A 24,001-nucleotide genomic window follows, 5' to 3' on the forward strand; every position below is an offset into this window, starting at 1 on the left:
TTGCGCGCGTGTCCCATTCGGCCTAAGCGATGCGCGTCAACGGAACCGCGACATGCCCCTTCGCCTGAAAAAGCTGATCGGAACCATTCTCCTGGTGGCGCTGGTGATCATCTATGCGCTGATCGCCTCGGCCATCGCGGTCACCAGGCTGGTCGAATATGGCCCGATGGTGCATTTCCTGTTTTTCCTGTTCAGCGGCCTGCTCTGGGTGCTGCCGGCCATGGGGATCATCAAATGGCTGATGGTGGAGCCGCGGCCCAAAAGCTGAACATGGCAGTGCCTTGGCTAGCCCAGGCACCTATCGCTATTTCCACCAATGTTGATTTCGATCAGATCGTAACGACCATCTTGCCGGCATTGGCGAGCGGCGTCGTCACGCCTGACAGCATCGTGCGGAGATGCGCCACGCTCTGGTAGCGGCCGTTGACGGAGATGCGCGGCAGCGCATGCAGGAAGCCGGCATGCTCGGCCCTGAGCACGCCGTGCCGTGTCGTCACCGCCGAGGCATAGCCGGCGTCGCGGGCAAAGCCCACCTCGCGGCAGCCGACGGCGCTGGGGTAGCCGTAAGGGTAGGCGAAATGGCGCGGCTCCTGGCCGAGCCTTTCGTGGAGGATGCGGCGGACGTCGTCGATCTCATGGCGCGCATCGGCTTCCGACAGCCGCTTCAAATTGCGATGATTGACGGTGTGCGCGCCGATGGTCACCAGCGGATGGGCGGCCATCGTGCGCAGCTCGTCCCAGTTCATCAAAGTGCATGGGCGGCCAGAGTCGAAATTGTAGCCGTTGGCGCGCGCCAGCTCGCGCAGCGCAGCTCCTTGCTCCGCCTCCGGCACTTCGAGGGTCAGCCAAGCGTTCAGGCGCGCGACGGCCTGGATCTTTCGGCCGGGGGTTAAGCAATCAACGACCGTGGCTCCGCGCGCCGTCTGCAGCGTCAGGCGTGAGCTGGTGTCGACGATATCCTCGACCACGTCCCACCACAGGTCGGCGGCGCCGTCGATCAGGCCCGGCGCTGTATAGATGGTGATCGGCGCGCCGTGTTTCTCCAGCACCGGCAGCGCCTCGGTCATGTTGTCGCGGTAGGCGTCGTCGGCGGTGATGGTGGCGAACTGGTCGCCCTTGCCACCGAGCTTGATGCGTTCGATCGCTTCATCAAGGGAAACAAAGACGTAGCCCCTCGCCTTCATGTCGACGATCAGCGCGTCAAGGAAGGCCGGGGCGATGTTCAAGTGGCGATTGACGCTGTTCGGCTTCTCCGGCGTCGCGGTGACACGATGCAGCATCAGAATGGCGCCGATGCCGCCGACAAACGGCTTTGCCAAAGGGGCAAGGCCGGTGTAGCGGGCAAGGTTCAATGCCAGCTTTCGGATTGCCTCGCCCCCGTGGATCATTCCTTCACCTTTTGCGCCTAGGCTTATCCAAGCACGAAGTGCGCCTATGCGAACCCCCAGATCGGAACCAATACGTCTTAAGGATTGAGGTATGGTTGACGCCGCCGCGTCATTTGACGGCAATCGGGTCGCCGCCAATGAGGCCCCTGCCCGGCCGGCCCAAGTGCGTCATGACGATTTGACCGTTATCGTGACGACGGGAAGTGCCGGCCTTGCCGACTATGCGCAATTCTGCGCTTCGGCACTGTTTGCACCGGCGCAAAGCGCATCCTGGGTGAGCAACTGGGCGGCCGCGATCGATGCGGATATCGCTGTCGGAACGCTCAGCATCGGGGGTCGCCCAGCGCTTTCGCTGGCCTTGGAAATCGTGCGCCGTGGGCCATTCAAGGTTGCGCGCTTCGCCGGCGGTCGTCACGCCAACGGCAATTTCGCCGCCGCCGATCCTCGATTTCTGCCGGCTATCGACAACGCGGCGATCGGCTCGCTGTTCGCCTCGATCCATAAAGCGCGGCCGGACGTCGACCTCATCGCGCTGGAGAGGCTGCTGCCCGACCTCGACGGCGTCGCCAACCCGCTCGCCGCCATGCCCAATTTCACGAGTCCGAATCTGGCGCTCGCGGTCGATCTCGATGGCGGGTTCGATGCGCTGCTGTCGCGCGCCAGCGGCAAGCGCAAGCGCAAGAAGCACCGTTCGCAGACCCGCAAATTCGAAGCCGTCGGACCTTTCCGCCGCATCGAGGCGCGCACGCCCGAAGAAGTGGACCGGTTGCTTGGCGCCTTCTTCGAAATGAAGGAGTCCCGTTTCGCCAAAATGGGCATCGCCGACGTGTTCAGCGACAAGCCAGTGCGCGCCTTCTTCCGGGCGCTGTTTGCCGATGCGCTCGCCGAGGAAAGGCCGTCCTTCCTGCTGCATGGGCTGGAGGTGGCGGGCAAGCTGCGCGCCGTCACCGGCTCCAGCCGCTCGGGCAAGCGCCTGATCTGCGAGTTCGGCGCGATTGCCGAGGACGATCTCGCCTTCACCAGTCCGGGCGACTTCCTGTTCTTCGACAATATCCAGGAAGCCTGCGAACTCGGCTTTGCCGTCTATGATTTCTCGGTCGGCGATGAACCTTACAAGCGTCTCTGGTGCGACATCGAAATCCAGCATTTCGAGCTGCTGGCGCCGCTGACACTGAAGGGCCGTGCGCTGGCGGCTGCCTTGAGGCAAGGCACGCGCGCCAAGGCGTTCATCAAGAACAATCCGACGGCCTGGAAGCTGACCAAGATGCTGCGCCGCAAGACCGCGGGGCAAGCAGCGGCAGCACCCGCCGCCGAGGACGACAACTAGATTCTGCTGAACTCCTAAGCAACGCTTTGTCGGCGGCCCGATCTCAGGCCGCCGAGCGGCGTCCCGGCACCGGCGTTCCGGGCGGCTCATGGCCGATCGGCGTGACTAAAGTCAGATTAGGATAACCATTCTCGATCAGCTTGACCGCGGCCTGCGTCACTTGGTCGTCGGCTTCCAGCATCGACAACAAGACCTCGGTGCCGTCGCCGACCAGACGGCCGATGCCTTGCGCGTCGGCCGGGCCGCATTCGACCACGACAAGGTCGTAAGCCGTCGTCAGCGACTGCATGATGATCGGCAGCCGGTCTGCGGCGCGCATGGCGCGGACCGGATCGGCGGTGCCGACCGGAATGACATGGGCGTCGGAATAAAGGTCAGGATGGATGACATCGCTGAACTGCGCTTCGGAGGCGAGCAGATTGGTGATGCCGGGGAACAGGTTTGAGTCGAGCATCGGTCGCGATGCGGCGCCCGACGCGGTGAGATCGAGCAGCAGGACGCGCAGGCCGGCATCGGAGACTTCGCGTGCCACCAGCACTGCCGACGCAGCCGCTTCGTCGCCCTCGGGCGATACGAAGATCGCGCGAGCAGTGCCGGAAGAAATCAGCTTTTCCGCCGCCTTGTCGACATCGATCTCGCCCAGCAGGGATTGCCTGGGTTCGGGCGCTGGCTCCGGCTCCGGTGCCTGGTCGATCGGTTCGGCCGGCGTCTCGGCGACGGCGTGAACCTCGGCCGGCTCGCTCTCGGCCGGCTTCGGAAGCTCGGCCTCCGCAATCGACGGGCCTGCCACAGGCGCCTCGTAAAGGGCAAAAGTGCCATCTTTGTCCCGCGCATCGGCGACTGTTGGCTCGATCCTGGCGGCGGGCATTGGCACTTGCTCGATATGCTCTATCCGCGCGCCCGGCGCCGGGCGCATGGCGCGGCCGGAGAACAATTCACCGAGCAAGGTGGCAATCGCCATCAGCAACAGCGACGCCGCCGCCGCCGCACCGGTGATCGGTCCGACCTTCGGGAAATAAGGCTCGGTCGGCACCTGCGCTTTCGACAGCAGATTGGCATCCACCGGCAGATATTTGCGATCCACGCGCGAGGATGCCTCGCGATAATTCGTCATGTAGGACTCAAGCTGCTGGCGCTGGGCATTGGCGTCGCGCTGCAGCGCGTCGAGCTGCACCTGCTGTTGGCCGGCGCGAGCCGAGGCCTCCTTCAATTGGTCGACCTCCTTGACCAATTGGTCCTCGCGGGCCTTGGCCGTCTGCGCCTGGGTCGCCAATCCCCTTAGGATCTTTTGCCCTTCGTTGCGGATCTGGCCATTGAGATCGGCAAGCTGCGACCTCAGCGCCCGGATGCGCGGATGGTTGTCGAGCAGCGTGGTCGACAGGTCGGCGATGTTGGCCCTGAGTTCCACCTGCCGCTCGAGCAGGCGCTGGATCAGATCGGAAGACATAACTTCCGGCACGCTGTCGAGCGTGCCGCCATTCTGCAGCGCCCTGCGCACGCTGTCGGCAGTGGCCTCGGCGGCGGCACGATTGGCGCGTACCCGTGACAGTTCGCTCGACTGTTCGGAAAGCTGCTGGGTCGCGAGCACCGCATTGTTGCCGCCCATCAGGAGGTCGGATTGCGAGCGAAACGCCGCAACCTTGGCTTCGGCTTCCTTCACCCGATTCTGCAGATCGGTGATTTCCGGGCCAAGAAAGCCGGTGGCGGCGGTATTGGTATCCTTCTTTGTATCCTGCTTGGCCCCGAGGTAGGCCTGCGCAATCGCATCGGCAACCTTCTTGGCAAGCTGCGGATCCTTGGAGGAGAACTCGACGGCGATGATGCGCGTCTTCTCGACGGCATAGACATTGAGCTTCTCGTGCATGGCATTCAGCACGCGCTCTTCCGCCGGGATATCGAAGGGATCGCTCTTCAGGCCGACAAGGACGAGCATGCGGCCCAGCGCCGACATTCTCAGCGTTTCGTCGAATTCAGGCAGTTTTTCCAGATCGAGATCGGTAGCGACTTTCTTGAGGATGTCGGGCGAGCCGATGATCTGCACCTCGGTGGCCACCGCGCCCTCGTCGGTCACCGCCTTGTCGTCATTGGCGGTGCTCGTCGGCCGGGTGTAGACCGATTCGCGCGGTCCGATCTCCAGCTTGGCCGTTGCTTTGTAATAAGGCGTGGCGAGCCACGCGAAGGCAAAGGCAAGGCCGGTTACCACCAGCGTGACGACAACAATGCGCAACCAGTTGCGCCCAAGACTGGCGAAGAGCTGTCTCAGGTCGACATCGACATCTGCGGCCGCGGATTGAACGGACATTGCATCCTGCTCCGAACTTTGAGTCGAGGACGGACCGTAAACAACTATGGTAACCCAGCCGTTAAGATTTGGGCGGACGGTTGCTGTGCGACGTCTGCACGATATTGAGCGAAGGCAATATAAAGACTCAGTTTTTTGCCGGTGGCCGCCTCTTCATGTCACCGTCCTTTACCGCCCATTAACCCTAACAGGATGATAACGATCCTACGTCCTAGGGTTGGCCGCAGGATTTTGCGGCAAGAGCGATGAAGGTTCCTGACCGGTCATGAAAAGCACAGCTTCCCTCTTTCGCGCTTTCATTGCCTTGTCGCTGCTCACGGGCTGCTCGAGTTACCGGCCGACGCCCGCCGCCTTCCATGAAGTGCTCGACCAGCCTTACAGACTTGGCGCCGGCGACCGTGTCCGCGTCACCGTGTTCGAACAGGACGGGCTGACCAACACTTACAGCGTCGACCAATCCGGCTACATCTCCTTCCCGCTTGTCGGCGCGATCCCGGCGCGGGGCCATACCGCCCAGCAGCTGGAAAAGGAACTCGCCGACAAACTGCGCCAGGGCTATCTGCGCGATCCCGACGTTTCGGTCGAGATCGACCGCTACCGGCCAATCTTCGTCATGGGTGAAGTCGGCGCCGCAGGCCAGTATTCCTATGTGCCGGGCCTCACCGTGCAGAAAGCGGTGGCGATCGCCGGCGGCTTCTCGCCACGCGCCAATCAGGGGAACGTCGACATCACCCGCGACATCAACGGCAAGGTGATAACCGGGCGGGTGCTGACATCCGACCCGCTGCTGCCCGGCGACACTGTCTACGTCCGCGAACGCCTGTTCTGAAATCATCAACGTGGCGGCGAATCTCAGGATCGTCCACTGTTTTCGCTCACCTGTAGGAGGTATCTTCCGGCATGTGCGCGACCTGACCGAGGCGCAGGTCGCCGCCGGCCATTCGGTGGGCATCGTCTGCGATTCGACGACAGGCGGCGGCTATGAGGAATGGCTGTTCGAGGCGATGAAGGACAGTCTGGCGCTCGGCATCCATCGCACGCCGATGCAGCGCCATGTCGGCCCCGGCGATCTCGCCTCGGCCTGGCGCACCTATCGAATCATCAAGGAATTGCGGCCGGACGTGCTGCACGGGCACGGCGCCAAGGGTGGCGCTTATGCCCGTCTGTTCGGCTCACTGTTGCGGGTATCTAGGTCTCGCGTTGCCCGCCTTTATTCGCCGCATGGCGGCTCGCTCCACTATGACGAAACGACAGTCACGGGAAAGCTGTTCTTCGGCCTGGAGTACTCCATGGCGCGGTTCACCGACTGCCTGCTGTTCGTTTCCGAATACGAGCGTCGGACCTATCGCCGCAAGGTCGGCGAGCCGCCAATCCCCAACAGGCTGGTTTATAACGGCCTGCGTGCCGCGGAATTCGAACCAGTGACGACGGCGGCGGATGCCGCCGATCTCTTATACATCGGCATGATGCGCGATCTCAAAGGCCCTGACATCTTCATCGATGCGCTGGCGCTGGCCAGCGTCGCGATGGGGCGCCCGTTGAGCGCCGTCATGGTCGGCGATGGCGACGACCTGCCCCGCTATCACGCGCGGGCCGAACGATTGGGGCTCAAGAACAGCATCCGCTTCCTGCCGCCAATGCCGGCGCGGGAAGCCTTCGCGCTGGCGCAACTGATCGTCGTGCCCTCCCGTGCCGAGGCGATGCCTTACATCGTGCTGGAAGCGCTTGCCGCCGGTATGCCGATGATCGCAACAGCGGTCGGCGGCATTCCGGAAATTTTTGGCGAGAGCTCCCCTGCCCTGATCAGGCCGGATCCGAACCAGCTCGCCGACAAGATCGTCATGGCGCTCAAGGACCTCGATGCTTATCGGCAGGCGATGCCGCAAGCCGACGAGCTCAAGGCTCGATTCGGCGCCGACGTCATGGCGGCCGAGATCGAGAGCGCCTATTTCGGGGCGCTGAAAAAATAGGCTTGGGGCATTCACCCAGGCGGTGACTTGTCTCTACTTCAATTGCCAATCCGCGCGCAGTTGAGCGGCTGTGGCCACATTGAAGCCAAGACGCGCGATGCTTTCCCTGGCCACGCCGACCAACTCCTCATTGCCGCGTGCGATCCGTCCGTCGGGCATGAGCAGATTGTTCTCGAATCCGACGCGGACATTCCCGCCAAGCAGCGCGCCGGCGACAACACAGGCCGCCTCCCTGCGGCCGAAGGCACATGTCGACCAGTGCGCGAAACGCGGCATGGCTTCACCGAGAAAGGGCAGCAGGTCGCTGGGGTCGGATGTCTGGCCGGCGGTATACCGCCCCAGCACATAGAGGACCGAAAGGCGTTCGAACGGCACCACTCCGCGCCCCTGCAGTTGGGCAAGTCGCGTCGCTTCGTCCGGCGAATAGAGAATGAATTGCGGCGCGATTTTTTCCTGGCGCAGCCAATGCAGGAAGACGCTGAACTCAGTCTCGTCGCGCGTATCCGGCAGCAATTCGCGTAAAGCGAGCGAGACCGATTCGGGCCGGACGTCGCGAACCACCTGCATCTGCTGTGCCGGCGTGTAGACGCCGAGCGATTCGCTGGTGATCTGGATGACGAGGCCATCGCCGACCGATTTACGTATCGCGCCGATGGCGGCGCGATACGCATCCGCATCGAGGAGATGCCTGCCGTCACGATCCCGTACGTGGACATGGATCATGCTGGCCCCTACCTCCAGGCAAAGACCGGCGACGCGGGCGAGCTCGGCCGCCGTCATCGGCAAAGCCGGATGATCGGCATGGGTTTTCCTGCCGCCATTGGGCGCAACAGCGATCGAAACAGGACGCGTTGCCGTCATTTCATCTCCGATCGAAACCAGTTCGCATCGCCGTCAAACCTTCCGCGTCGAGAAGCAGGGCGCCAGGCACCTGCTTCACAACCGCACAGACCTTTTCAAAACCACCGGTTGTTTCAAGTCTTTATTAGCTCTCTTTTGCTATGCAGGTCCGTGTAGCTCGCGGACAATCGCATGAATGAGATCGACCCCGCGCGCCGCTTTTCCTTGGATGCGGTGCGCAATTTCGATGCCCCTGCCGAAGGTGAGAAGCCCGGCGGCATGAACGATGTCGCGCGCCAGGTCGCCTCGCAATATCGGCGCGATACGATGTCGCCGATTATGGTCAGCGGCGTGCTGCGCATGGTCGAATTCGCGCTGCTGTTCGGGTCCGGGCTCTGCGTCTACTTCTACTTTGTCGGCTTCTTCAACTATCTGGCCTGGCAATATCCGCTGACGATGGCGGCGGCCTCGTTCCTGGCGGTCGTGCTGCTCGACGTCTCCGACTGCTATCAGATCTCGAGACTGATGCGACCGTTCGCCAATTTCGGCCGCATACTGGCCGTCTGGGCCGGCGCCTTCGCGCTGATGGCCCTGACCGCCTTCGCCATGAAGGCCTCGCAAGACTATTCTCGCCTTTTGTTCGGCGCCTGGTTCGTCGTCGGCTTCGTGCTGATCTTCAGCCTCAGAGTGGTGATGTCGAGGCTGATCCGACGCTGGGCGCGCGACGGCCGCATGGAGCGCCGCGCCGTCATTGTCGGCGGCGGCAAGGCGGCGGAGCAGTTGATCCGCACGGTCGAGAAGCAGCCCTACAACGACATCCGCATCTGCGGCATCTTCGACGACCGCGGCGACAAGCGCTCGCCGCCGATCGTCGCCGGCTATCCGAAGCTCGGCACGATCTCCGAGCTGATCGAATTCGCCCGCATCGCGCGTATCGACATGCTGATCGTGTCGCTGCCGCTGACCGCCGAATCGCGTGTCCTGCAGCTTCTCAAGAAGCTCTGGGTGCTGCCGGTCGATATCCGGCTGTCGGCGCATTCGAATGCGCTGCAATTTCGCCCGCGCGCTTATTCCTACATCGGCTCGGTGCCGATGCTCGACATCTTCGACAAGCCGATCAACGACTGGGATTCGGTCGCCAAGCGCGCTTTCGACATCGTCTTTTCGCTGATCGGCATCATTCTGTTCTCACCGGTGATGCTGGCGACCGCGATTGCCATCAAACTCGACAGCAAGGGCCCGGTGCTGTTCAAGCAGAAGCGGCATGGCTTCAACAATGAGATCGTCGAGGTCTACAAATTTCGTTCCATGTACACCGACCGGTCGGACCCGACCGCCAAGCAGACGGTGACGAAAAACGATCCGCGCGTCACCCGCGTCGGTCGCTTTATCCGCAAGACCTCGATCGACGAATTGCCGCAGTTCTTCAACTCGCTGCTCGGCTCGCTGTCGCTGGTCGGGCCGCGGCCGCATGCCATCGCCGCGCAATCGCATAACCTGCTCTACAACGAAGTGGTCGACGGCTATTTCGCCCGCCACAAGGTCAAGCCCGGCGTCACCGGCTGGGCTCAGATCAATGGCTGGCGCGGCGAGATGGACACCAACGAAAAGATCCGCATGCGCACCGAGTACGACCTCTACTACATCGAGAACTGGTCGATGCTGTTCGACCTGCGCATCCTGTTCCTGACGCCGATCCGCCTGCTCAATACGGAAAACGCCTATTGAGCGCCGTCACCCATGAGTTGCAGCCGCAGGCTGTCAACAAGTTGCAGCCGCAGGCTGTCAACAAGTTGCAGCCGCAGGCTGTCAACCGGTTGCCGGCTTCGGCTATAAACGCCAAGGCGATCGCGCTCATTGCGTCGGCGGCGATCGGCATCGGCATCCTTCTGTCGGGCTTCGTCATGAGCGAGCCGGCGCCTTACGAAATCTACATGGCCGGGCTGATCGCCGTCTGGGCGCTGTTCGGCCTCAGAATCTCCCGCGCGATCCTGCCGCTGCTCATCCTCCTGGTGGCCATGAACATCGGCGGCATGATCGCGATGACGCAGATGGCCGATCTCGCCTTCACGCCGCTCTATCTCTCGGTGTCGCTGTTCCTTGCCTTCAGCGCTGTCTTCTTCGCCTCGGTGACCTCGGTCCAGCCCAGCCTCTACCGGCTGATCTTCATCGCCTATGTGGTGTCGGCGGTGGCGACCTCGCTGCTCGGCATCGCCGGCTATTTCCACGCCTTCCCGGGCGCGGAAATGTTCACCAAATACGACCGCGCCGCCGGCGCCTTCCAGGACCCGAACGTGTTCGGCCCGTTCCTGGTGCTGCCCGGCACCTATCTGCTCTATCTGCTGCTCGCCGGTCCCGTCTCGCGCATGCCGCTGCTGGCGGTGCCGCTGCTGATCATCACCGCGGGCATCTTCTTTTCCTTCTCGCGCGGCGCCTGGGGCATGTTCGCGGTCTCGGCGGTGCTGCTTACCGCATGCCTCTTCCTGCAGAGCGCCAGCGGCATGTTCCGCCTGCGGGTCGTGGTGATGACGATCGCGGCAGCGGCGCTGCTGATTATTGCCATCCTCGTCATCCTGCAGCTGCCCGGCGTGTCGGACATGTTCACCCAGCGCGCCCATCTGGAACAGAGCTACGACACCGCGCGGCTCGGCCGCTTCGCCCGCTACTCGATCGGTTTCCAACTGGCTATGGAGCACCCCTTCGGCATCGGCCCGCTGGTCTTCGGCACGATCTATGGCGAGGACACCCACGACATCTGGCTGAAGGCGCTGATGGATTATGGCTGGCTCGGCTTCGTCTCGTTCCTGACGCTGACGCTATGGACGATCGGGGCCGGCTTCCGCATTCTCCTGCGCGACCGGCCGTGGCAGCCCTATCTGCTGTGCGCCTATGTCGCCTATCTCGGCAATATCGGGCTCGGCACCTTCATCGACATCGACCACTGGCGCCACCTCTATCTGCTGCTCGGACTGATCTGGAGCGCGATCGCGCTGGAGTACCGGCACCAGCGCGAATTGCGGCTGGCACGACCCGCGACCACGCCGGTACTTTCAGCGGCGAGATAGCCGCCGAATTCGGTTGACCCGCACCGCCTTATCACGATACATCGCCACCCGGTCCGGAGTGTAGCGCAGCCCGGTAGCGCACTTGACTGGGGGTCAAGGGGTCGTCGGTTCGAATCCGGCCACTCCGACCATTTTTCCTTGAAATCCCCCGCGAAGGCAGCACGAAACGTGGCCTGCGAATTTTATGCCTCTACCGCTAGGCCCCGTGCCCTGCCAGCATGCGGCGCGCGCTTTCCTCGTCGGTGATCAAGACGGTCGGCGCGATGAGGTTCATGGCGCCGAGCAGCGCCTCGGTCTTCTCCGCGCCGCCGGACGTCAGGATGCGGATCGGCGCCTTGCGCAGGCGGTCGACATCCACCGACATCACATGGCTGTTGACGGGATGGTCGACCAGATCGCCGTTGCGGTCGTAGAAATGGAACAGAAGGTCGCCGACGGCGCCACGCGCCAGCAGGGCCTCGCGGTCCGCTTCCTTGAGAAAGCCGCCGCGCGAGAAGGTGGTGGCCGAAGCGATGCCGCCGACGCTGAGCAGAACGGCGTCGAGTGCGTCGGCCATTTCAAAAATCTCCTGCAGGCCGCAGCGCTCGACCAGCGCGATCTTGGTCTCGACGCTGTCGACGACGGCCGGGGTCGGCATCAGATAGCCGTCACCCTGAAAGATCTGGGCGAAGCGCCAGGCGAATTCGGCCGGGTTGACCCGGCGCGCGACGCCGACACCGCCAAGCAGCGAGATCACACTGAAATCGGCAAGCGATTTGGCGCTGATGAAAGGCAAGGTGTGGAACAAAGTCACGCCCCAGCCGACGCCGACCCGCATGCCTGATTTCATGGCGTCGGACAGGAACATGCCGGTCTTGGCGGCGATTGCCGGGATCGGATCGGCGTTGGGGTCGCTGAGCGGCGCCACCAGCGCCTGCTGCAGGCCGAAGGTCTTTTCCAGCGCCCGCTCAAGCCGAACGATCTCCAGGAGCTCGCTTTCGATGGTGATCTTCACCTCGTTGCGCGATCTGGCGTCCGCCAGCATACGCACGATGGTGACGCGGCCAACACCGAGCACGTCGGCGATCTCGTTCTGCGTCATCTGCTCGACGAAATACATCCAGGCGGCGCGAATTCTCAGGCGATCGGTCCGGCTTTCATTGACGACCTGCTCGGACGCTTCCGCCCTGCCGTGTTCGGATTCGCCTTGACGTCGCCTGCCCAATTTCCCCTCCAAGCCCGGCGATGACGCTGCCCTCGCCGATTCTGCATGCTGGTTAATTATCGTCTATTGATCTACCAATCGACAGGAACAATCTAGAGAGGGTGGCTGACACCCCCGAGCCTTGACCGGCTTGAAGCATTTCGAGGCCATTGCCGATGCTGCGACAAATTTCCGAGGATATGCGCGTCAATCTGAAGGATCGGCTTCGGGAACTGCGCGACGTCATCCGCCAGAGCCGCCACGACAGCGCCGGCGAGCCGCCGCGCGAAATCGCCAATTTGCCGCCGTTCCCGGGCAGGAGCCTGATCGGCCATGCCGCGAGCGCCGTCGACGAGGCGCTGACGATCGCCGAATCCTTCGTTCCGCATTCCCGGCCGCTCAAGGTCGACGGCACGACCGTCAAAAGCCTGAGCATCTATTTTCCTGAAGGCGATGAGGACCGGCAGATCGACGGCGAACGCCAGTTCCGGCGCGATATGTATTACCTGGCCCGCGCGGTGCTTGCCGGCTACGGCATCGACAATCCCCGGGTGCACGAGGCGAGCTTTTCGGCCATCCATGCCGCGATGCGCAGGCACCACGCGGATCTTCTGGCCGCCGCGACGGCGGAGACTGCCTCGAACGATCAGGTCGCGGCCGCCTGTTCCGCCCTGCTCGTCGAATGCCTCAGTCACCGCCCCGTGCAATCTGGCGAGACTGGAAGCATCGACCATTCGCTCGAGATCAAAAGTCTTGCACCGGTGGTGCTTGCCTGCGGACTGGCGAGCAAGGCCGATGGCGGCGCGCCTGAGCCGGATATCCTCGAGATCGCGGTGCTGGCGGCCGAAGTGCGGGAGGACCGCATCCGCCTGGCCTGCGCCCAGGCCAATCCGGTTCAGGAACTGACCCCGGTTTTCGCCACGCTGCTTGCGCATCTGACGTAACCGCCGGCTTCCAAACTACTTTTCGGCCGCCATGGCGGCGATGGTCTTCTTGGCGCGCTGGATCGAGGCCGGGCTCATGCTGAGCTCCGTCAGGCCCATCTTGATGAATATGGGGATCAGGTCAGGTCGGCCTGCCGCCTCGCCGCACATGCCGACCATGATGCCGGCGGCAACGCCGGCTCTGGCCGTCAGCTCGATCGCCGCCATCACCGCCGGATTGGTGACGTCGTTGAGCTTGGCGACGGTCGGGTTGAGGCGGTCGGCGGCCATGATGTACTGGGTGAGGTCGTTGGTGCCGATCGAGAAGAACGCCACTTCCTTGGCCAGCGCCGGCGCGATCAGCACGGCAGCCGGCGTCTCGATCATGACGCCGAGATCAAAGGCGGCATGCGGCACGCCTTCGGCCTTCAGTTCGGCGGCGCATTCCGCGACCAGCGCACGGGTGCGCGTGACCTCGCCGATCTCCGCAACCATCGGCAGCATCACCTTGATGTTGCCGTGAATTGCGGCCCTGAGCAGCGCCCGCAGCTGCTTTTTGAAAATGTCCGGGCGATCGAGGCACATGCGGATGCCGCGCCAGCCCAGGAATGGGTTTTCCTCGTCGGGGAACTCGATACCGGCGATCGGCTTGTCGCCACCGATGTCGAGCGTGCGCACGATGACCGAATGCGGCGCGAAGGCCTTGGCCAAGGCGCTGTAGGTTTCGGCCTGCATCTCTTCCGAGGGCAGATGCATGTGGCGCATGAACAGCAACTCGGTGCGGAACAGCCCGACGCCCATCGCGCCGGCCTCCTGCGCCGCCTCGATCTCCTCCAGCGAACCGATATTGGCCGCGACCTCGATCACCGTTCCGTCCGCGCGGGAAGGCGTTAAATGCTTGAATACTTTGAGGCCCGCACGCTCCTGCGCCGCCGCCTCGACACGCGTGGCAAACTCGGCCCGGGCGGCCTCGTTCGGATCGACGATCACGTGCCCGGCATTACCGTCGATCGCCACCACCTTGGCGTTGCGCAGCGCGTTGACCTTGTCGCCCAGACCCAGCACCGCCGGGATGCCGTGCGAGCGGGCGATGATGGCGATGTGCGAGGTGGCGCCGCCATGGCCGCAGACCACGCCGCCGATACGCTTCAATGGCGCGCGCGCCAGATCCCAGGCGCCGATGTCGTCGGCGATCAGGATCGCGCCTTGCGGGATGGTCTCGAGGCTGACCTCATCCTGGCCGAGCAACACCAGGCAGATCTGCCTGCCGACGGCGTGGACGTCGTCGGCGCGGGCGTTGAGGTAATGGTCGTCGACGGCGCTGAAATCGGCGGCGATGGACGAGGCTGCGCCGATCACCGCCGACACCGCGTCATCGCCGTCCCTGATGAATTTTTCGACCCCGGCGGTCAGGCTGTCATCGGCGGCAATGTCGCGCAAGGCAGCCACAATGCCGCGATCGCCGCCGGAGAGAGAGTCTTCGGCGAGCGTGCGATCCATGCGCGCCTGAACGGACGCGACGGCGCCGCGGAACCGTTCGAGCTCGCCATCGATCTCGTCGGCTTGGAGCCGCCTGCCTGGTCCTTCGATCTCGGCCGGGAAATGCGCAAAGGCCGGCCCGATGGCCACACCTTCACTGGCGGCAACGCCCTGGAGTTTTGCTGTCCCCTCCGCCGGCACGGCAATCGGCGAAGCGCCCTGCGGAGCGACCGCGGCCGGCGCGTCGGACGCAGCCTCGCCTGCCTCGCTGTCGAGGCCAGCATGCGGGTTTTCCAGATAGCCGATCAGCGCCTCGATCGCCTCGATAGCGTCGGCGCCGTTGGCCCGTACGGTGACCTCCTGGTTTTCCTTGACTGCCAAGAGCATCAGCTTGACCGAGCTCTTGGCGCTGACCGCCTTGCCGTCCTTGACCAGCTCGACGTCGGATTCGAAACCCTTGGCGAGCTTGACGAACCGCGTGGCGGGACGGGCGTGCAAACCTTCATGCACTCTGACGATGGTCGAGCGTTCCATGACAATACTCTAGCGTTGTGGCGCCGTTCTTGGACGGCAAATCTATCAGGCGGCGATGGTGATGACAGCACCTGGCGTCAGGGCCGCCACCAGCGCGGCGGTATCGACAGCGGATGCACAGACTTCGCCCGGCCTTTCGGCCTCGGTCGCGCCGTTGAAGGAGATCACGACATGGCCCATTTCGCGGACCTTGCTCCAGGCCGTTTCGCCTACCGCGGTGATGGTCGCCGAGACCGGACCGAGCGTGATCGACGCGCCTCTTTGCGGCGCGTCGTCGCTCGGGCCCTGCTCCGTCAGGTGGAGCACGGAAACCTCGGCCAGTTCAGGGGGCGAGCCATCCGCAAACAGGATGACCACGCCGCCCTCGGCGAGGTCCGCCACTTCGGGTCCTATCGCCGTGACCCGTGTCTTGAGAAGAACCGACATATGGCGAACCTCTTTTTGGTTTCTTAGAACACGATCAGCGAGACGATCCATGCGATCAGCACGGAGACCGGGCCCATGATCTGGCGGCTGATCAGCACCGCCGGCACGCCGATTTCGATCGTCTTCGGCTTGGCCTCACCGAGCGCCAGACCGACGGGAACGAAGTCGCAGCCAACTTGCGTGTTGTAGGCAAACAGCGCCGGCAGGGCCATGGCCGGCGAGATGGTGCCGTTGGCGATCTGCGGGCCGATGATGGCGACGCCGATGACCTGCGCGATGACCGCACCTGGTCCCAGGATGGGCGACAGGAACGGCAGGCCGCAGATTGCCGAGATCACCAGCAGGCCGACGATGTTGTTGGCCAAGGGGCCCATCGGCTGCGCCAGCACGTCACCGATGCCGGTATAGAGGATCAGACCGATCAGCATGGTCACGAAGGCCATGAACGGCAGCACGTTGCGGATGACCTGGTCGATGGTGCGGCGGCCGGCGTTGAAGAAGATGCCGACCACGCGGCCCATGACGCGGCCGATCGAGCTGATCAGGCCGATCATCCCGCCTTCGCTCGGCAGTGGTTGTGGCGCCGCGGCCGTGGTGTTGCTTGAACTCATCGATGCTGCTCCCCCCGCAGTGGTGACCGCCTCGGACCCGTCCGCCATTGTGACGTTGGCCGGCTTCACACCCGAAACGTAGATGTCTTCCGTGATGAACTGGGCGAGCGGCCCAGCCTGGCCGACCGGCGTCAGATTGACGGTCGGGATGCGCTTGCGCGGATAGACGCCGCAGCGCGCGGTGCCGCCGCAGTCGACGACGACGACCGCCATTTCGCTTTCGATCGGCGGCGCCCTGAAGCCGTCGACTGCCTCGGCGCCGGTCATGTCGGCGATCAACTGCGCCACCGGGTGAATGCCGCCGCCGGTCACCGATACGACCTTGCTGCGTTGCTCGGTCGGCTCGATCACCAGCGGGCCACCCCAACCGGTGTTGCCCCTGGAGATGCGTACGGCTTTGTATGTCTTGGCCATGATGTCCTCCCCCGCGCTCAGAGCTCGACGCCCTGGCGGCGCGCCATGATGGCCGTGATGCGCTCGGTCAGCATGCCTTTCAGCAGGATGACGACCAGGCCGACAAGCGCGTACCAGATGGCCACCTTGACGTGATAGCCGGCGGCGATGACGCCACGCTTCTCGAGATCGAGCAGCGCGACCAGCATGCCGCCCCAGACGAAATATTCGCCGGGGTTGATGTGCGGGAAAAGGCCGAGCGGCGGATGCACGTAGGACACGGCCGCGTCGTAGAAGGCGGGCTTGTGCTTTTCTTCCAGGAAGGAGCCGAAGGTGTAAGCCATCGGGTTGGTGAGGAAGAACACCGATAGCACCGGCAACACGGTATAGCGGGTCAACGCGATGCGTCCGGCGCCGCGCGCCAGGCCGTGAACGCGCTCTTCGCCGACCAGTTCGGTGACGGCGTAGAAGGCCGTCATCAGCACGACCAGGGTCGGGATGATGCCGGTGACGAAGCCGGCGAACACTTCGCCGCCCTTCTGGAAGATACCGATGAAGTATTTGCCGATAGCGGTCAGCCAGCCAAGCTGCTCTTCCTGCTGGACGTTTTTCAGCTGTTCCTTCAGCTGATCGGCAGTGACCGGCGCGTTGTCGGTCGTTGCCTGCGCCAGGACCACGAGATGGTCGGTGGCGTGCTCGACGCCAAGCTTGCCGTGCCAGGCAGCATCCGAGACCATGGTGCCTGCGACATGCAGGTTATGCACCGCCAGGTCGGCATGCTGCGCCAATAACGATATTAGTGACATTTCTCCTCCTTATGACCCCTGCCGGTCATTCCCAGCCGGCTGACGGCGTCGCTTAAGCCCTTGCTACGTTCAAGCCGGACAGGCCCGGCTTCTTCCCCGGCTCCGACCGCGCGCGGTCGATCTGCTCGATCGCGCGTTTCACGGCCTCGGCCACACCGGGTTCCCCCTCCCCCATGATCGCAGGGTTGGACCGGACTCGATCGAGGGGGACGCCCTCGAATTCTTCATGTCGTTTGAACTTGGTGAGCACCGAGCGGCCGCTCATGATCATCATGCGGCGCACGATGAGATCCGGCGTCACGACGACCAGCGCTATGGTGCCTTTTGCGAGCCGGCCGCGGAAATTGCCGGCGCCGACGAAGCCGTCCTTGTACTGATTGGTGACGCCTTTGAAGACGTCCGAATAGTGCCGCATCTGCAGCCAGACGCCGAGCGATTGCAGCGCCCAGACGACAAACAACAGAAGCAGCGCCCACTGCCAGATCGCCATTCGGTTCTCCTCCCGATTCTCTTCCTCCGGCGCATATTGGACGGAGGCGAGACGACCCGAAAGTGAGAACATTTGTTTCCTACAATGTCAACATGTATTATATTAGCCGCCATAACGCTCCACAGGCTGCGGGCCGATTTCGGCATTGACGGCCCTTGTGCTAGCCTGCCAGCAAACGGGAAATGAGACATGGATCTGCCCTTCAGGCATGAACTGGCGCTTATGCCGGATCTGCGTCACCGGCTGCGGCAGTTGCGCTGGTTCCGCGCCACCTTCCGCAGCAGCGCCAAGGTGGTGTCGGAGACGTTCGGCGTGCGTTTCGAGATCGACGAGGCCAAGCTGACGCGCGCCTTTCTCGACTGGATCGAGGTCATGGACGCGCAGAAACGATTCGCCGCTGTCGATCGGGCGGACTTCATCGTCTTTTCGGCCGGGCTGGTGCTGCGCGAACTGATCCGGCAGGCGCCGGCGCACGAAATCTCGGGCCTTGGCGACATGATCGAGACAGAGGAGAACGCCGGCACTGCGGAAATCGTGCGCTTCTGGCCGGAGGGCTTTCTCTATACGAATTATTGCGTGTCGGCGATCCTGGCGGTCCACGAGCAGGAATTCGGCAGCGCGCCCAGCATCGACAAATGCGCCGACGACCTGCGCACCTGGTGGTCCTACCGCGAGAACGCGACGGAGATGCCGGCCTATGCGGTCGCGTTCCTCGACCGTTTTCTTGGCGCCGAACCCAACTGGATCACGCCCGATCGCGCCCAGTCCCGCCAGGCCATGCAGCGCGCGCTCGGCGGCGCGCCAGTGGGCAATGCACTTCGCCAGCTATGATGCTCCTGCCCACCTCACTATTGAACATCTGACTTTTTATCGATAGCGATGTGCGCATTGTTACCGAGACGGGAGAGGCGCGTGGCGCGATCCAGACTGATGATTTTCGACTGCGACGGCGTTCTCGTCGACAGCGAGCCGCTGGCCGCCAAGGCCTATGAGCGCGTCTACGAAAAGCACGGCATGCCCGGCGTTCACGGCGGCATCGTCGCTCAATGCGTCGGCATGAAGCAGTCCGACATCATCGCCAAAATCAAGGACTTGACCGGCCATCAGTTCCCGCTCGCCGCCGACGGCGACATCTGGGCCGAAACCAAAATCCTGTTCTCGCAGGAATTGAAGCCGACACCGGGGATCGCAGCGTTTCTGGATAGGCTCGAGGGCGACCGCTGCGTTGCCTCGTCATCGTCGGTCGAGCGCATCAATCACAGCCTTGCAGTCACCGGGCTGGCGCAGTTCTTCGGCGGTGCGATCTACAGCTCCTCGATGGTGAAGAACGGCAAGCCGGCGCCCGACATCTTCCTCTACGCGGCCGAGAAAATGGCCGCGAAGCCCGCTGACTGCATCGTCATCGAGGATTCGCCCTTCGGCATCCAGGGCGCTGTCGCGGCCGGCATGATCGCGATCGGCTATACCGGCGGCGGGCATACCTATGCCGAGCATGCCGTGCGCCTGACAGCCGCCGGCGCCGATTACGTCTGCGCCGATTGGCAAGAGGTTAGCCGGCAATTGGCCGGGCTCGGCGTGCCGGCCTAGTTTAGCGAAGACTGGGGAATTTACGCCGCACCCATTCGCCGGGCGGGACCAATCCTCCGACCCGAAAGTTGAAGGATAGAACCCTCGTCGCATCGGGGTCGACCTCGCAGCGGAAGGTTAGATCATACCATTGGGTCATGGTGCTGAATGCGGCTTCCGTGGGGTTCAGAACAGTGCCTGTTTTCAGCGGAATGGTTGGCAACCATCTGGGCGAATAGTCCGCACTTTGCAGCTCCTGATTCAGAACATTGGCGCAGAGGTTGGCAACGCGCTCGCCGCGTGGCACGTTCTCCATCGAGCTTGTGGCATCCATATTGCCGGTCGCACCCTGGGAATAGAGCTTCCTGACGCCTGGAAGACCGGAGTACAGCGGCGATCCCGCTGCATCGTTGTTCGTGGGATTTGACAATGCTATGCCCGCGCTTGGGGCTTTGAGGGCCCTTGCGGATTTGAACTTCATTGGTTTTGCCGGTTTAGGCTTTGGCTTTTCCGTCGAGGCTGGAGGCGAAGGCTTGCCGCCGGTTGCGGCCAAAGGCTTTGGTTCCACGACCGCTTGCTTCTCATCGGTTCGCGGCCCCGGTTTGTCGGGCTGCTTTTCTTCGCTTGGCGCAGGGTTATCGTCCGGCGCGGCGGTTGCCGGCTTCTCATCAGGCTTGCTGGGCTCTGCCTGTGGCTCAGGCGTTGGAGGCGGAGGAACCTGGGCCGGCGCGGGCGTCGGCTCGACAGGCGGCTTAGGGGCGTCCTTGGCCGGCTGCGGCGTGTTGGGTTGAGCGGCGCCGCCGTCGAGCGATTTCTGCGGCCCGGTGTCCTTCTGGCCATACTGGAAGACGCGCTTCAGAACCTGATCGTCCGGCTGTTTCTTCGGTTCCGGAGGCTTTTCTTCCGGCGGCTTTTCAGCCTTCTTTTCCGGCTCCGGCGGCTTTGGAACAGGCTTGGGCTCCGGCGGCTTTGGAGCAGGCTTTGGCGGCTCGGTCGGCGGCACGATGGCGACATTGACCGGTTCTTCCTGCTGATCCGGCTGTTGCTCAGGTCTCGGCAAGCCAAGGAACAAGAACACTGCGATCAGGACATGCAGGAACAGCGACGCGGCCAGGGCCCAGCGCCAATTGCGAAACCATTCCTGTATCTTGCCGTTCATTGCGCCCGATGTGGAACGAAATAACGGCAGCTTCAAGCATTGGAATCGGATTGGCGTGAACCAGCTGCCTGACAAGTCGGTGATCGGTTGACCCGCGCGCACATGCGCAAGCCGGATTCAGGCCTCAGAATTGGCCTACACCAGCATGCCCATCGGGTTTTCGATCATGCGCTTGAAGGCGCCGAGCAGCTCGGCGCCGAGGGCGCCGTCGACGGCACGGTGATCGGTCGAGAGCGTGACGGACATCACGGTGGCAATCTTGATCTCGCCATTCTTGACCACCGCCCGCTCCTCGCCGGCGCCGACCGCGAGAATCGTCGCATGCGGCGGGTTGATGACGGCGGCAAAGTCCTTGATGCCGAACATGCCGAGGTTGGACACCGCCGTCGTGCCGCCCTGATACTCTTCGGGCTTCAGCTTGCGGCTCCTGGCGCGGCTGGCCAGATCCTTCATCTCGTTGGAGATGGTCGACAGCGTCTTTTCATCGGCATGCCGGATGATCGGCGTGATCAGGCCGCCGGGGATCGAGACGGCGACGCCGACATCGGCATGCCGGTGCTTGACCATGGCGGTCTCGGTCCAGGATGCATTGGCGTCCGGCACCGCCTTCAAGGCCATCGCCATCGCCTTGATGACCATGTCGTTGACCGACAGCTTGTAGACCGGGGCTTCGCCCTTGTCGGTCTTCTTCATCGGCGCGGCCGCATTCAACTGCGTGCGCAGCGCCAGCAGCGCGTCGAGCTCGCAGTCGAGCGTCAGGTAGAAATGCGGGATGGTGGACTTGGCCTCGACAAGACGGCGCGCGATGGTCTTGCGCATGTTGTCGTGCGGGACGAGCTCGTAGGAACCCTGCTCGAATAATTTTAGCACCTGGTCGTCCGACATCGCCTTGGGCAATGCAGGGGCCTGCGTGACTTCAGCCTGGGCTGGCGATGCGATCTCGGCGGTCGGCTGCGCAGGGATGGCCGAGTCTTTCGCGGCGACTGCGGCCTCTACGTCGGCGCGCACGACACGGCCGCGCGGACCACTGCCTTGTATGTCGGCAATCTTGAGGCCAGCCTCACGAGCCAAACGGCGCGCCAGTGGCGTCGCGCGCTCGCCGGTCGGCGATTGGCTGATCTCCCCCCTCGTGGGGGAGATGGCCGGCAGGCCAGAGGGGGCCTCGCGCTGAGAGGTCGGCGGGACAGCGCGCCCCTTTGTCGGCTTCGCCGACATCTCCCCCACGAGGGGGGAGATTGGAGCCTCATCCTGCTTGGCCCCGTACACTTCATCATCCGCATAGATCCACGCCACCGGCGCACCGACCGGAATATCGACGCGCTCCTTGCCCGTCACGTTGCGTAGCGTGCCGCTGGCCGGCGCGTCGATTTCCATCGCGGCCTTGTCGGTCTCGATCTCGAAGAGCACATCGCCCTTCTTGACATGAGCGCCCTCCGCGGCGAACCAGCGCGAGATCTGGCCGGTCGCCATGTCCATGTCGACCTTGGGAAGAATGACCTCTGTCGGCATCGCTCAGCGAACCCCTTTCACGAGGTCGCGCGCGGCGGCGATGATGTCGGGAACCTGCGGCACGGTGGCCTTTTCCAGGTCCGGATTGTAGGGGATCGGCGTCTCGGCGCCGCCCAGCCGCACGATCGGCGCGTCGAGATAGTCGAAGGCCTCGCTCTCGGCCACCAACGCGCTGACTTCCGCGCCGATACCCAGCGTCTTCACCGCTTCGTAGACGCAAAGCAGGCGCGACGTCTTCTTGACGCTGTCGATGACGGTCTGCCGGTCGAGCGGCCGGATCGTGCGCAGGTCGATCACCTCGATGTCGATGCCCTCGCTTTCGAGTGCTGCCGCGGCGTCGAGCGCTTTGTGCACCATGATCGATGTCGCGACGATGGTCAGGTCGCACCCCTGGCGGCGGATGTCGGCCTTGCCGATCGGCACGGTGTAGTGGCCTTCAGGCACAGGGCCCTTCATCTTGTAGAGCAGCTTGTGCTCGAAGATCATGACCGGATCCGGATCGGCGACCGCGGCAAGCAGCATGCCCTTGGCATCGTGCGGCGTCGCCGGCTGGATGACCTTCAGCCCAGGCACGTGGCCGAGCCAGGCTTCGAGGCTCTGGCTGTGCTGCGCGGCGGCGCCCGTGCCGGAACCGGCCGGGAAACGCATCACCACCGGCACCGAAACCTCGCCGCCCAACATGAAGCGCATCTTCGCCGCCTGGTTGACGATCTGCTCCATGCCAAGCGTGGCGAAATCCGAGAACTGGAATTCGAAGATCGGCCGCATGCCGGTGACTGCGGCACCGACCGCGACGCCGGCGCCGCCCAACTCCGAGATCGGCGTGTCGATGACGCGGTCGGCGCCGTAGCGCTCGACAAGGTCGCCCGTCACCTGGAAGGCGCCGCCATAGACGCCGATGTCCTCGCCCATCAGGAAGACGCGCTCGTCCATGTCCATGGCGATCGCCATCGCCTCCTGGATTGCCTGGGCGTAGCTCAGTTCACGCACCACGGCGTCCATCACGCCTGCTCCGTGTAAACATAATCCGCGAGGCTGGCGATGTCGGGCGCCGGGCTCGCCTTGGCGAACTCGATGCCGTCGGCGATTTCCTGCGCCACGGCGTCGCGGATGGCTTGGACACCCTGGTTATCGATGAAGCCGAAATCGCGCAGTTCGGTCTCGAACAGCGTGATCGGATCGCGGTTCGCCATCCAGTCCTCGATCTCTTCCTTGGTGCGGTAGCGGTTGCGATCGCTCTTGGAGTGACCGCGATGGCGATAGGTTTTCGACTCGATCAGTGTCGGCCCCTCACCCGCGCGCGCCCGCTCGATCGCTTTGAACGATGCCTCGGCAACCTCGGAAAAGATGTTGCCGTTGACGATAACGCCCGGCATCGAATAGGCGGCCGCCCGGTCGGCGATGTTCTTCACAGCTGTCGAGCGCGCCGTCGAGGTCGACATGCCGTAGCCATTGTTCTCGCATACGAAGATCACCGGCAGTTTCCAGATCGCCGCCATGTTCAACGCCTCGTGGAAAGCGCCTTCATTGTTGGCGCCATCGCCGAAGAAAGAGACGACGACCTTGCCGGTTTTCATCCGCTTGGAGGAAAGCGCAGCACCGACCGCGATCGGAATGCCGCCGGCAACGATGCCGTTGGCGCCGAGATTGCCCTTGGCGACGTCGGCGATATGCATCGAGCCGCCGCGGCCCTTGCAGTAGCCGGTGGTCTTGCCGAAGAACTCAGCGAACATGCGGCTGACCTCGGCGCCCTTGGCGATGCAGTGGCCGTGGCCGCGATGCGTAGACGTGATCTGATCGTCCTCGGCGAGCGGCATGCAGATGCCCATGGCGCTCGCTTCCTGGCCGATCGACAGGTGCATGGTGCCGTGGATGAGGCCGCGCGTGTAGCACTCTTCGGCGCCTTCCTCGAAGCGGCGGATGAGGTACATCTTGTAGAGCACCTGCTTGAGCTGCTCGGCGCTGTACTGGCGGTAGACGAAAGGCAGGTTGGCGCGGCTATCGACGACGGCTTTGCTGGCAGTGGCCAT

General features: G+C 63.6%; 22 protein-coding genes and 1 tRNA gene. 10 read left to right on the forward strand and 13 right to left on the reverse strand.

The genetic code is table 11. The features are described from left to right. Positions 1-52: 52 nt before the first annotated feature. Positions 53-268 carry a DUF2842 domain-containing protein gene (locus AB6802_RS21570; RefSeq protein ID WP_371012192.1) on the forward strand — a complete coding sequence of 72 codons (216 nt, stop codon included), beginning with the start codon at positions 53-55 and terminating at the stop codon, positions 266-268. A 61-nt stretch (positions 269-329) separates the two neighbouring features. Here the strand turns inward: AB6802_RS21570 and AB6802_RS21575 are convergent, their stop codons facing one another. Beyond that, positions 330-1,388, reverse strand: coding sequence for a polysaccharide deacetylase family protein (locus tag AB6802_RS21575; protein ID WP_371012193.1), 1,059 nt, complete (start codon positions 1,386-1,388; stop codon positions 330-332). A gap of 91 nt (positions 1,389-1,479) precedes the next feature. On the opposite strand from AB6802_RS21575, the gene AB6802_RS21580 reads away from it, so the two are divergent. Further along, positions 1,480-2,715 (forward strand): GNAT family N-acetyltransferase, encoded by a 1,236-nt coding sequence (locus AB6802_RS21580; protein ID WP_371012194.1) that lies wholly within the window; start codon positions 1,480-1,482, stop codon positions 2,713-2,715. A 43-nt stretch (positions 2,716-2,758) separates the two neighbouring features. Here AB6802_RS21580 and AB6802_RS21585 read toward each other — a convergent pair whose 3' ends face one another. Further along, positions 2,759-5,017 (reverse strand): GumC family protein, encoded by a 2,259-nt coding sequence (locus AB6802_RS21585; RefSeq protein WP_371012195.1) that lies wholly within the window; start codon positions 5,015-5,017, stop codon positions 2,759-2,761. Between the two features lie 265 nt (positions 5,018-5,282). On the opposite strand from AB6802_RS21585, the gene AB6802_RS21590 reads away from it, so the two are divergent. Continuing rightward, positions 5,283-5,846 (forward strand): polysaccharide biosynthesis/export family protein, encoded by a 564-nt coding sequence (locus tag AB6802_RS21590; protein ID WP_371012196.1) that lies wholly within the window; start codon positions 5,283-5,285, stop codon positions 5,844-5,846. A gap of 10 nt (positions 5,847-5,856) precedes the next feature. After that, positions 5,857-6,987: a glycosyltransferase family 4 protein gene (locus tag AB6802_RS21595; RefSeq protein WP_371012197.1), complete on the forward strand. Its 1,131-nt coding sequence runs from the start codon at positions 5,857-5,859 to the stop codon at positions 6,985-6,987. Between the two features lie 33 nt (positions 6,988-7,020). On the opposite strand, the gene AB6802_RS21600 is transcribed toward AB6802_RS21595, so the two are convergent. Beyond that, a complete protein-coding gene (locus AB6802_RS21600) occupies positions 7,021-7,848 on the reverse strand; it encodes a 3-keto-5-aminohexanoate cleavage protein (RefSeq protein ID WP_371012198.1) in 828 nt (275 codons plus the stop codon). Between the two features lie 171 nt (positions 7,849-8,019). On the opposite strand from AB6802_RS21600, the gene AB6802_RS21605 reads away from it, so the two are divergent. The 3 genes from AB6802_RS21605 to AB6802_RS21615 all read left to right on the forward strand — a co-directional run bounded on the left by AB6802_RS21605 (position 8,020) and on the right by AB6802_RS21615 (position 11,023). Beyond that, a complete protein-coding gene (locus AB6802_RS21605; protein WP_371012199.1) occupies positions 8,020-9,555 on the forward strand; it encodes an undecaprenyl-phosphate glucose phosphotransferase in 1,536 nt (511 codons plus the stop codon). Further along, positions 9,552-10,892, forward strand: coding sequence for an O-antigen ligase family protein (locus AB6802_RS21610; protein ID WP_371012200.1), 1,341 nt, complete (start codon positions 9,552-9,554; stop codon positions 10,890-10,892). Before AB6802_RS21605 ends, AB6802_RS21610 begins: the two co-directional genes overlap by 4 nt. A gap of 54 nt (positions 10,893-10,946) precedes the next feature. Then, positions 10,947-11,023: transfer RNA gene (locus AB6802_RS21615), tRNA-Pro, on the forward strand. Between the two features lie 65 nt (positions 11,024-11,088). Here AB6802_RS21615 and AB6802_RS21620 read toward each other — a convergent pair. Then, entirely contained in the window at positions 11,089-12,096 is a 1,008-nt protein-coding gene (locus tag AB6802_RS21620; protein WP_371012202.1) for a sugar-binding transcriptional regulator, read from the reverse strand. 155 nt (positions 12,097-12,251) lie between these two features. On the opposite strand from AB6802_RS21620, the gene AB6802_RS21625 reads away from it, so the two are divergent. Then, the gene (locus tag AB6802_RS21625; protein ID WP_371012203.1) at positions 12,252-13,019 is read left to right on the forward strand and encodes a hypothetical protein; all 768 of its coding nucleotides are present in this window, start codon (positions 12,252-12,254) and stop codon (positions 13,017-13,019) included. A gap of 15 nt (positions 13,020-13,034) precedes the next feature. Here the strand turns inward: AB6802_RS21625 and ptsP are convergent, their stop codons facing one another. From ptsP to AB6802_RS21650, 5 genes are read right to left on the reverse strand one after another with little or no spacing between them, the layout of a single operon-like run. Beyond that, positions 13,035-15,011: a phosphoenolpyruvate--protein phosphotransferase gene (gene ptsP, locus AB6802_RS21630; protein ID WP_371012204.1), complete on the reverse strand. Its 1,977-nt coding sequence runs from the start codon at positions 15,009-15,011 to the stop codon at positions 13,035-13,037. A gap of 45 nt (positions 15,012-15,056) precedes the next feature. Further along, a complete protein-coding gene (locus tag AB6802_RS21635) occupies positions 15,057-15,437 on the reverse strand; it encodes a PTS glucitol/sorbitol transporter subunit IIA (RefSeq protein WP_371012205.1) in 381 nt (126 codons plus the stop codon). Positions 15,438-15,460: 23 nt separating this feature from the next. Next, the gene (locus tag AB6802_RS21640; RefSeq protein ID WP_371012206.1) at positions 15,461-16,462 is read right to left on the reverse strand and encodes a PTS glucitol/sorbitol transporter subunit IIB; all 1,002 of its coding nucleotides are present in this window, start codon (positions 16,460-16,462) and stop codon (positions 15,461-15,463) included. 17 nt (positions 16,463-16,479) lie between these two features. Beyond that, positions 16,480-17,247, reverse strand: coding sequence for a PTS glucitol/sorbitol transporter subunit IIC (locus AB6802_RS21645; RefSeq protein ID WP_371012207.1), 768 nt, complete (start codon positions 17,245-17,247; stop codon positions 16,480-16,482). Between the two features lie 52 nt (positions 17,248-17,299). Then, the gene (locus AB6802_RS21650; protein WP_371012208.1) at positions 17,300-17,737 is read right to left on the reverse strand and encodes a transcriptional regulator GutM; all 438 of its coding nucleotides are present in this window, start codon (positions 17,735-17,737) and stop codon (positions 17,300-17,302) included. A 189-nt stretch (positions 17,738-17,926) separates the two neighbouring features. Between AB6802_RS21650 and AB6802_RS21655 the strand changes: the two genes are divergently transcribed. Then, a complete protein-coding gene (locus AB6802_RS21655) occupies positions 17,927-18,568 on the forward strand; it encodes a hypothetical protein (protein WP_371012209.1) in 642 nt (213 codons plus the stop codon). An 81-nt stretch (positions 18,569-18,649) separates the two neighbouring features. Continuing rightward, a complete protein-coding gene (locus tag AB6802_RS21660; protein WP_371012210.1) occupies positions 18,650-19,324 on the forward strand; it encodes an HAD family hydrolase in 675 nt (224 codons plus the stop codon). A 1-nt stretch (position 19,325) separates the two neighbouring features. Here the strand turns inward: AB6802_RS21660 and AB6802_RS21665 are convergent, their stop codons facing one another. From AB6802_RS21665 to AB6802_RS21680, 4 genes are all read right to left on the reverse strand, one after another. After that, positions 19,326-20,462, reverse strand: coding sequence for a DUF930 domain-containing protein (locus AB6802_RS21665; RefSeq protein WP_371012211.1), 1,137 nt, complete (start codon positions 20,460-20,462; stop codon positions 19,326-19,328). A 135-nt stretch (positions 20,463-20,597) separates the two neighbouring features. Next, the gene (locus AB6802_RS21670) at positions 20,598-21,971 is read right to left on the reverse strand and encodes a pyruvate dehydrogenase complex dihydrolipoamide acetyltransferase (RefSeq protein ID WP_371012212.1); all 1,374 of its coding nucleotides are present in this window, start codon (positions 21,969-21,971) and stop codon (positions 20,598-20,600) included. Between the two features lie 3 nt (positions 21,972-21,974). Beyond that, positions 21,975-22,973 carry an alpha-ketoacid dehydrogenase subunit beta gene (locus AB6802_RS21675; protein WP_371012214.1) on the reverse strand — a complete coding sequence of 333 codons (999 nt, stop codon included), beginning with the start codon at positions 22,971-22,973 and terminating at the stop codon, positions 21,975-21,977. Then, positions 22,973-24,001 carry a thiamine pyrophosphate-dependent dehydrogenase E1 component subunit alpha gene (locus tag AB6802_RS21680; protein ID WP_371012215.1) on the reverse strand — a complete coding sequence of 343 codons (1,029 nt, stop codon included), beginning with the start codon at positions 23,999-24,001 and terminating at the stop codon, positions 22,973-22,975. Before AB6802_RS21680 ends, AB6802_RS21675 begins: the two co-directional genes overlap by 1 nt.

Origin of the sequence: Mesorhizobium sp. RCC_202 (assembly GCF_041355295.1) — a bacterium.
In the GTDB taxonomy this organism is placed as follows: domain Bacteria; phylum Pseudomonadota; class Alphaproteobacteria; order Rhizobiales; family Rhizobiaceae; genus Mesorhizobium.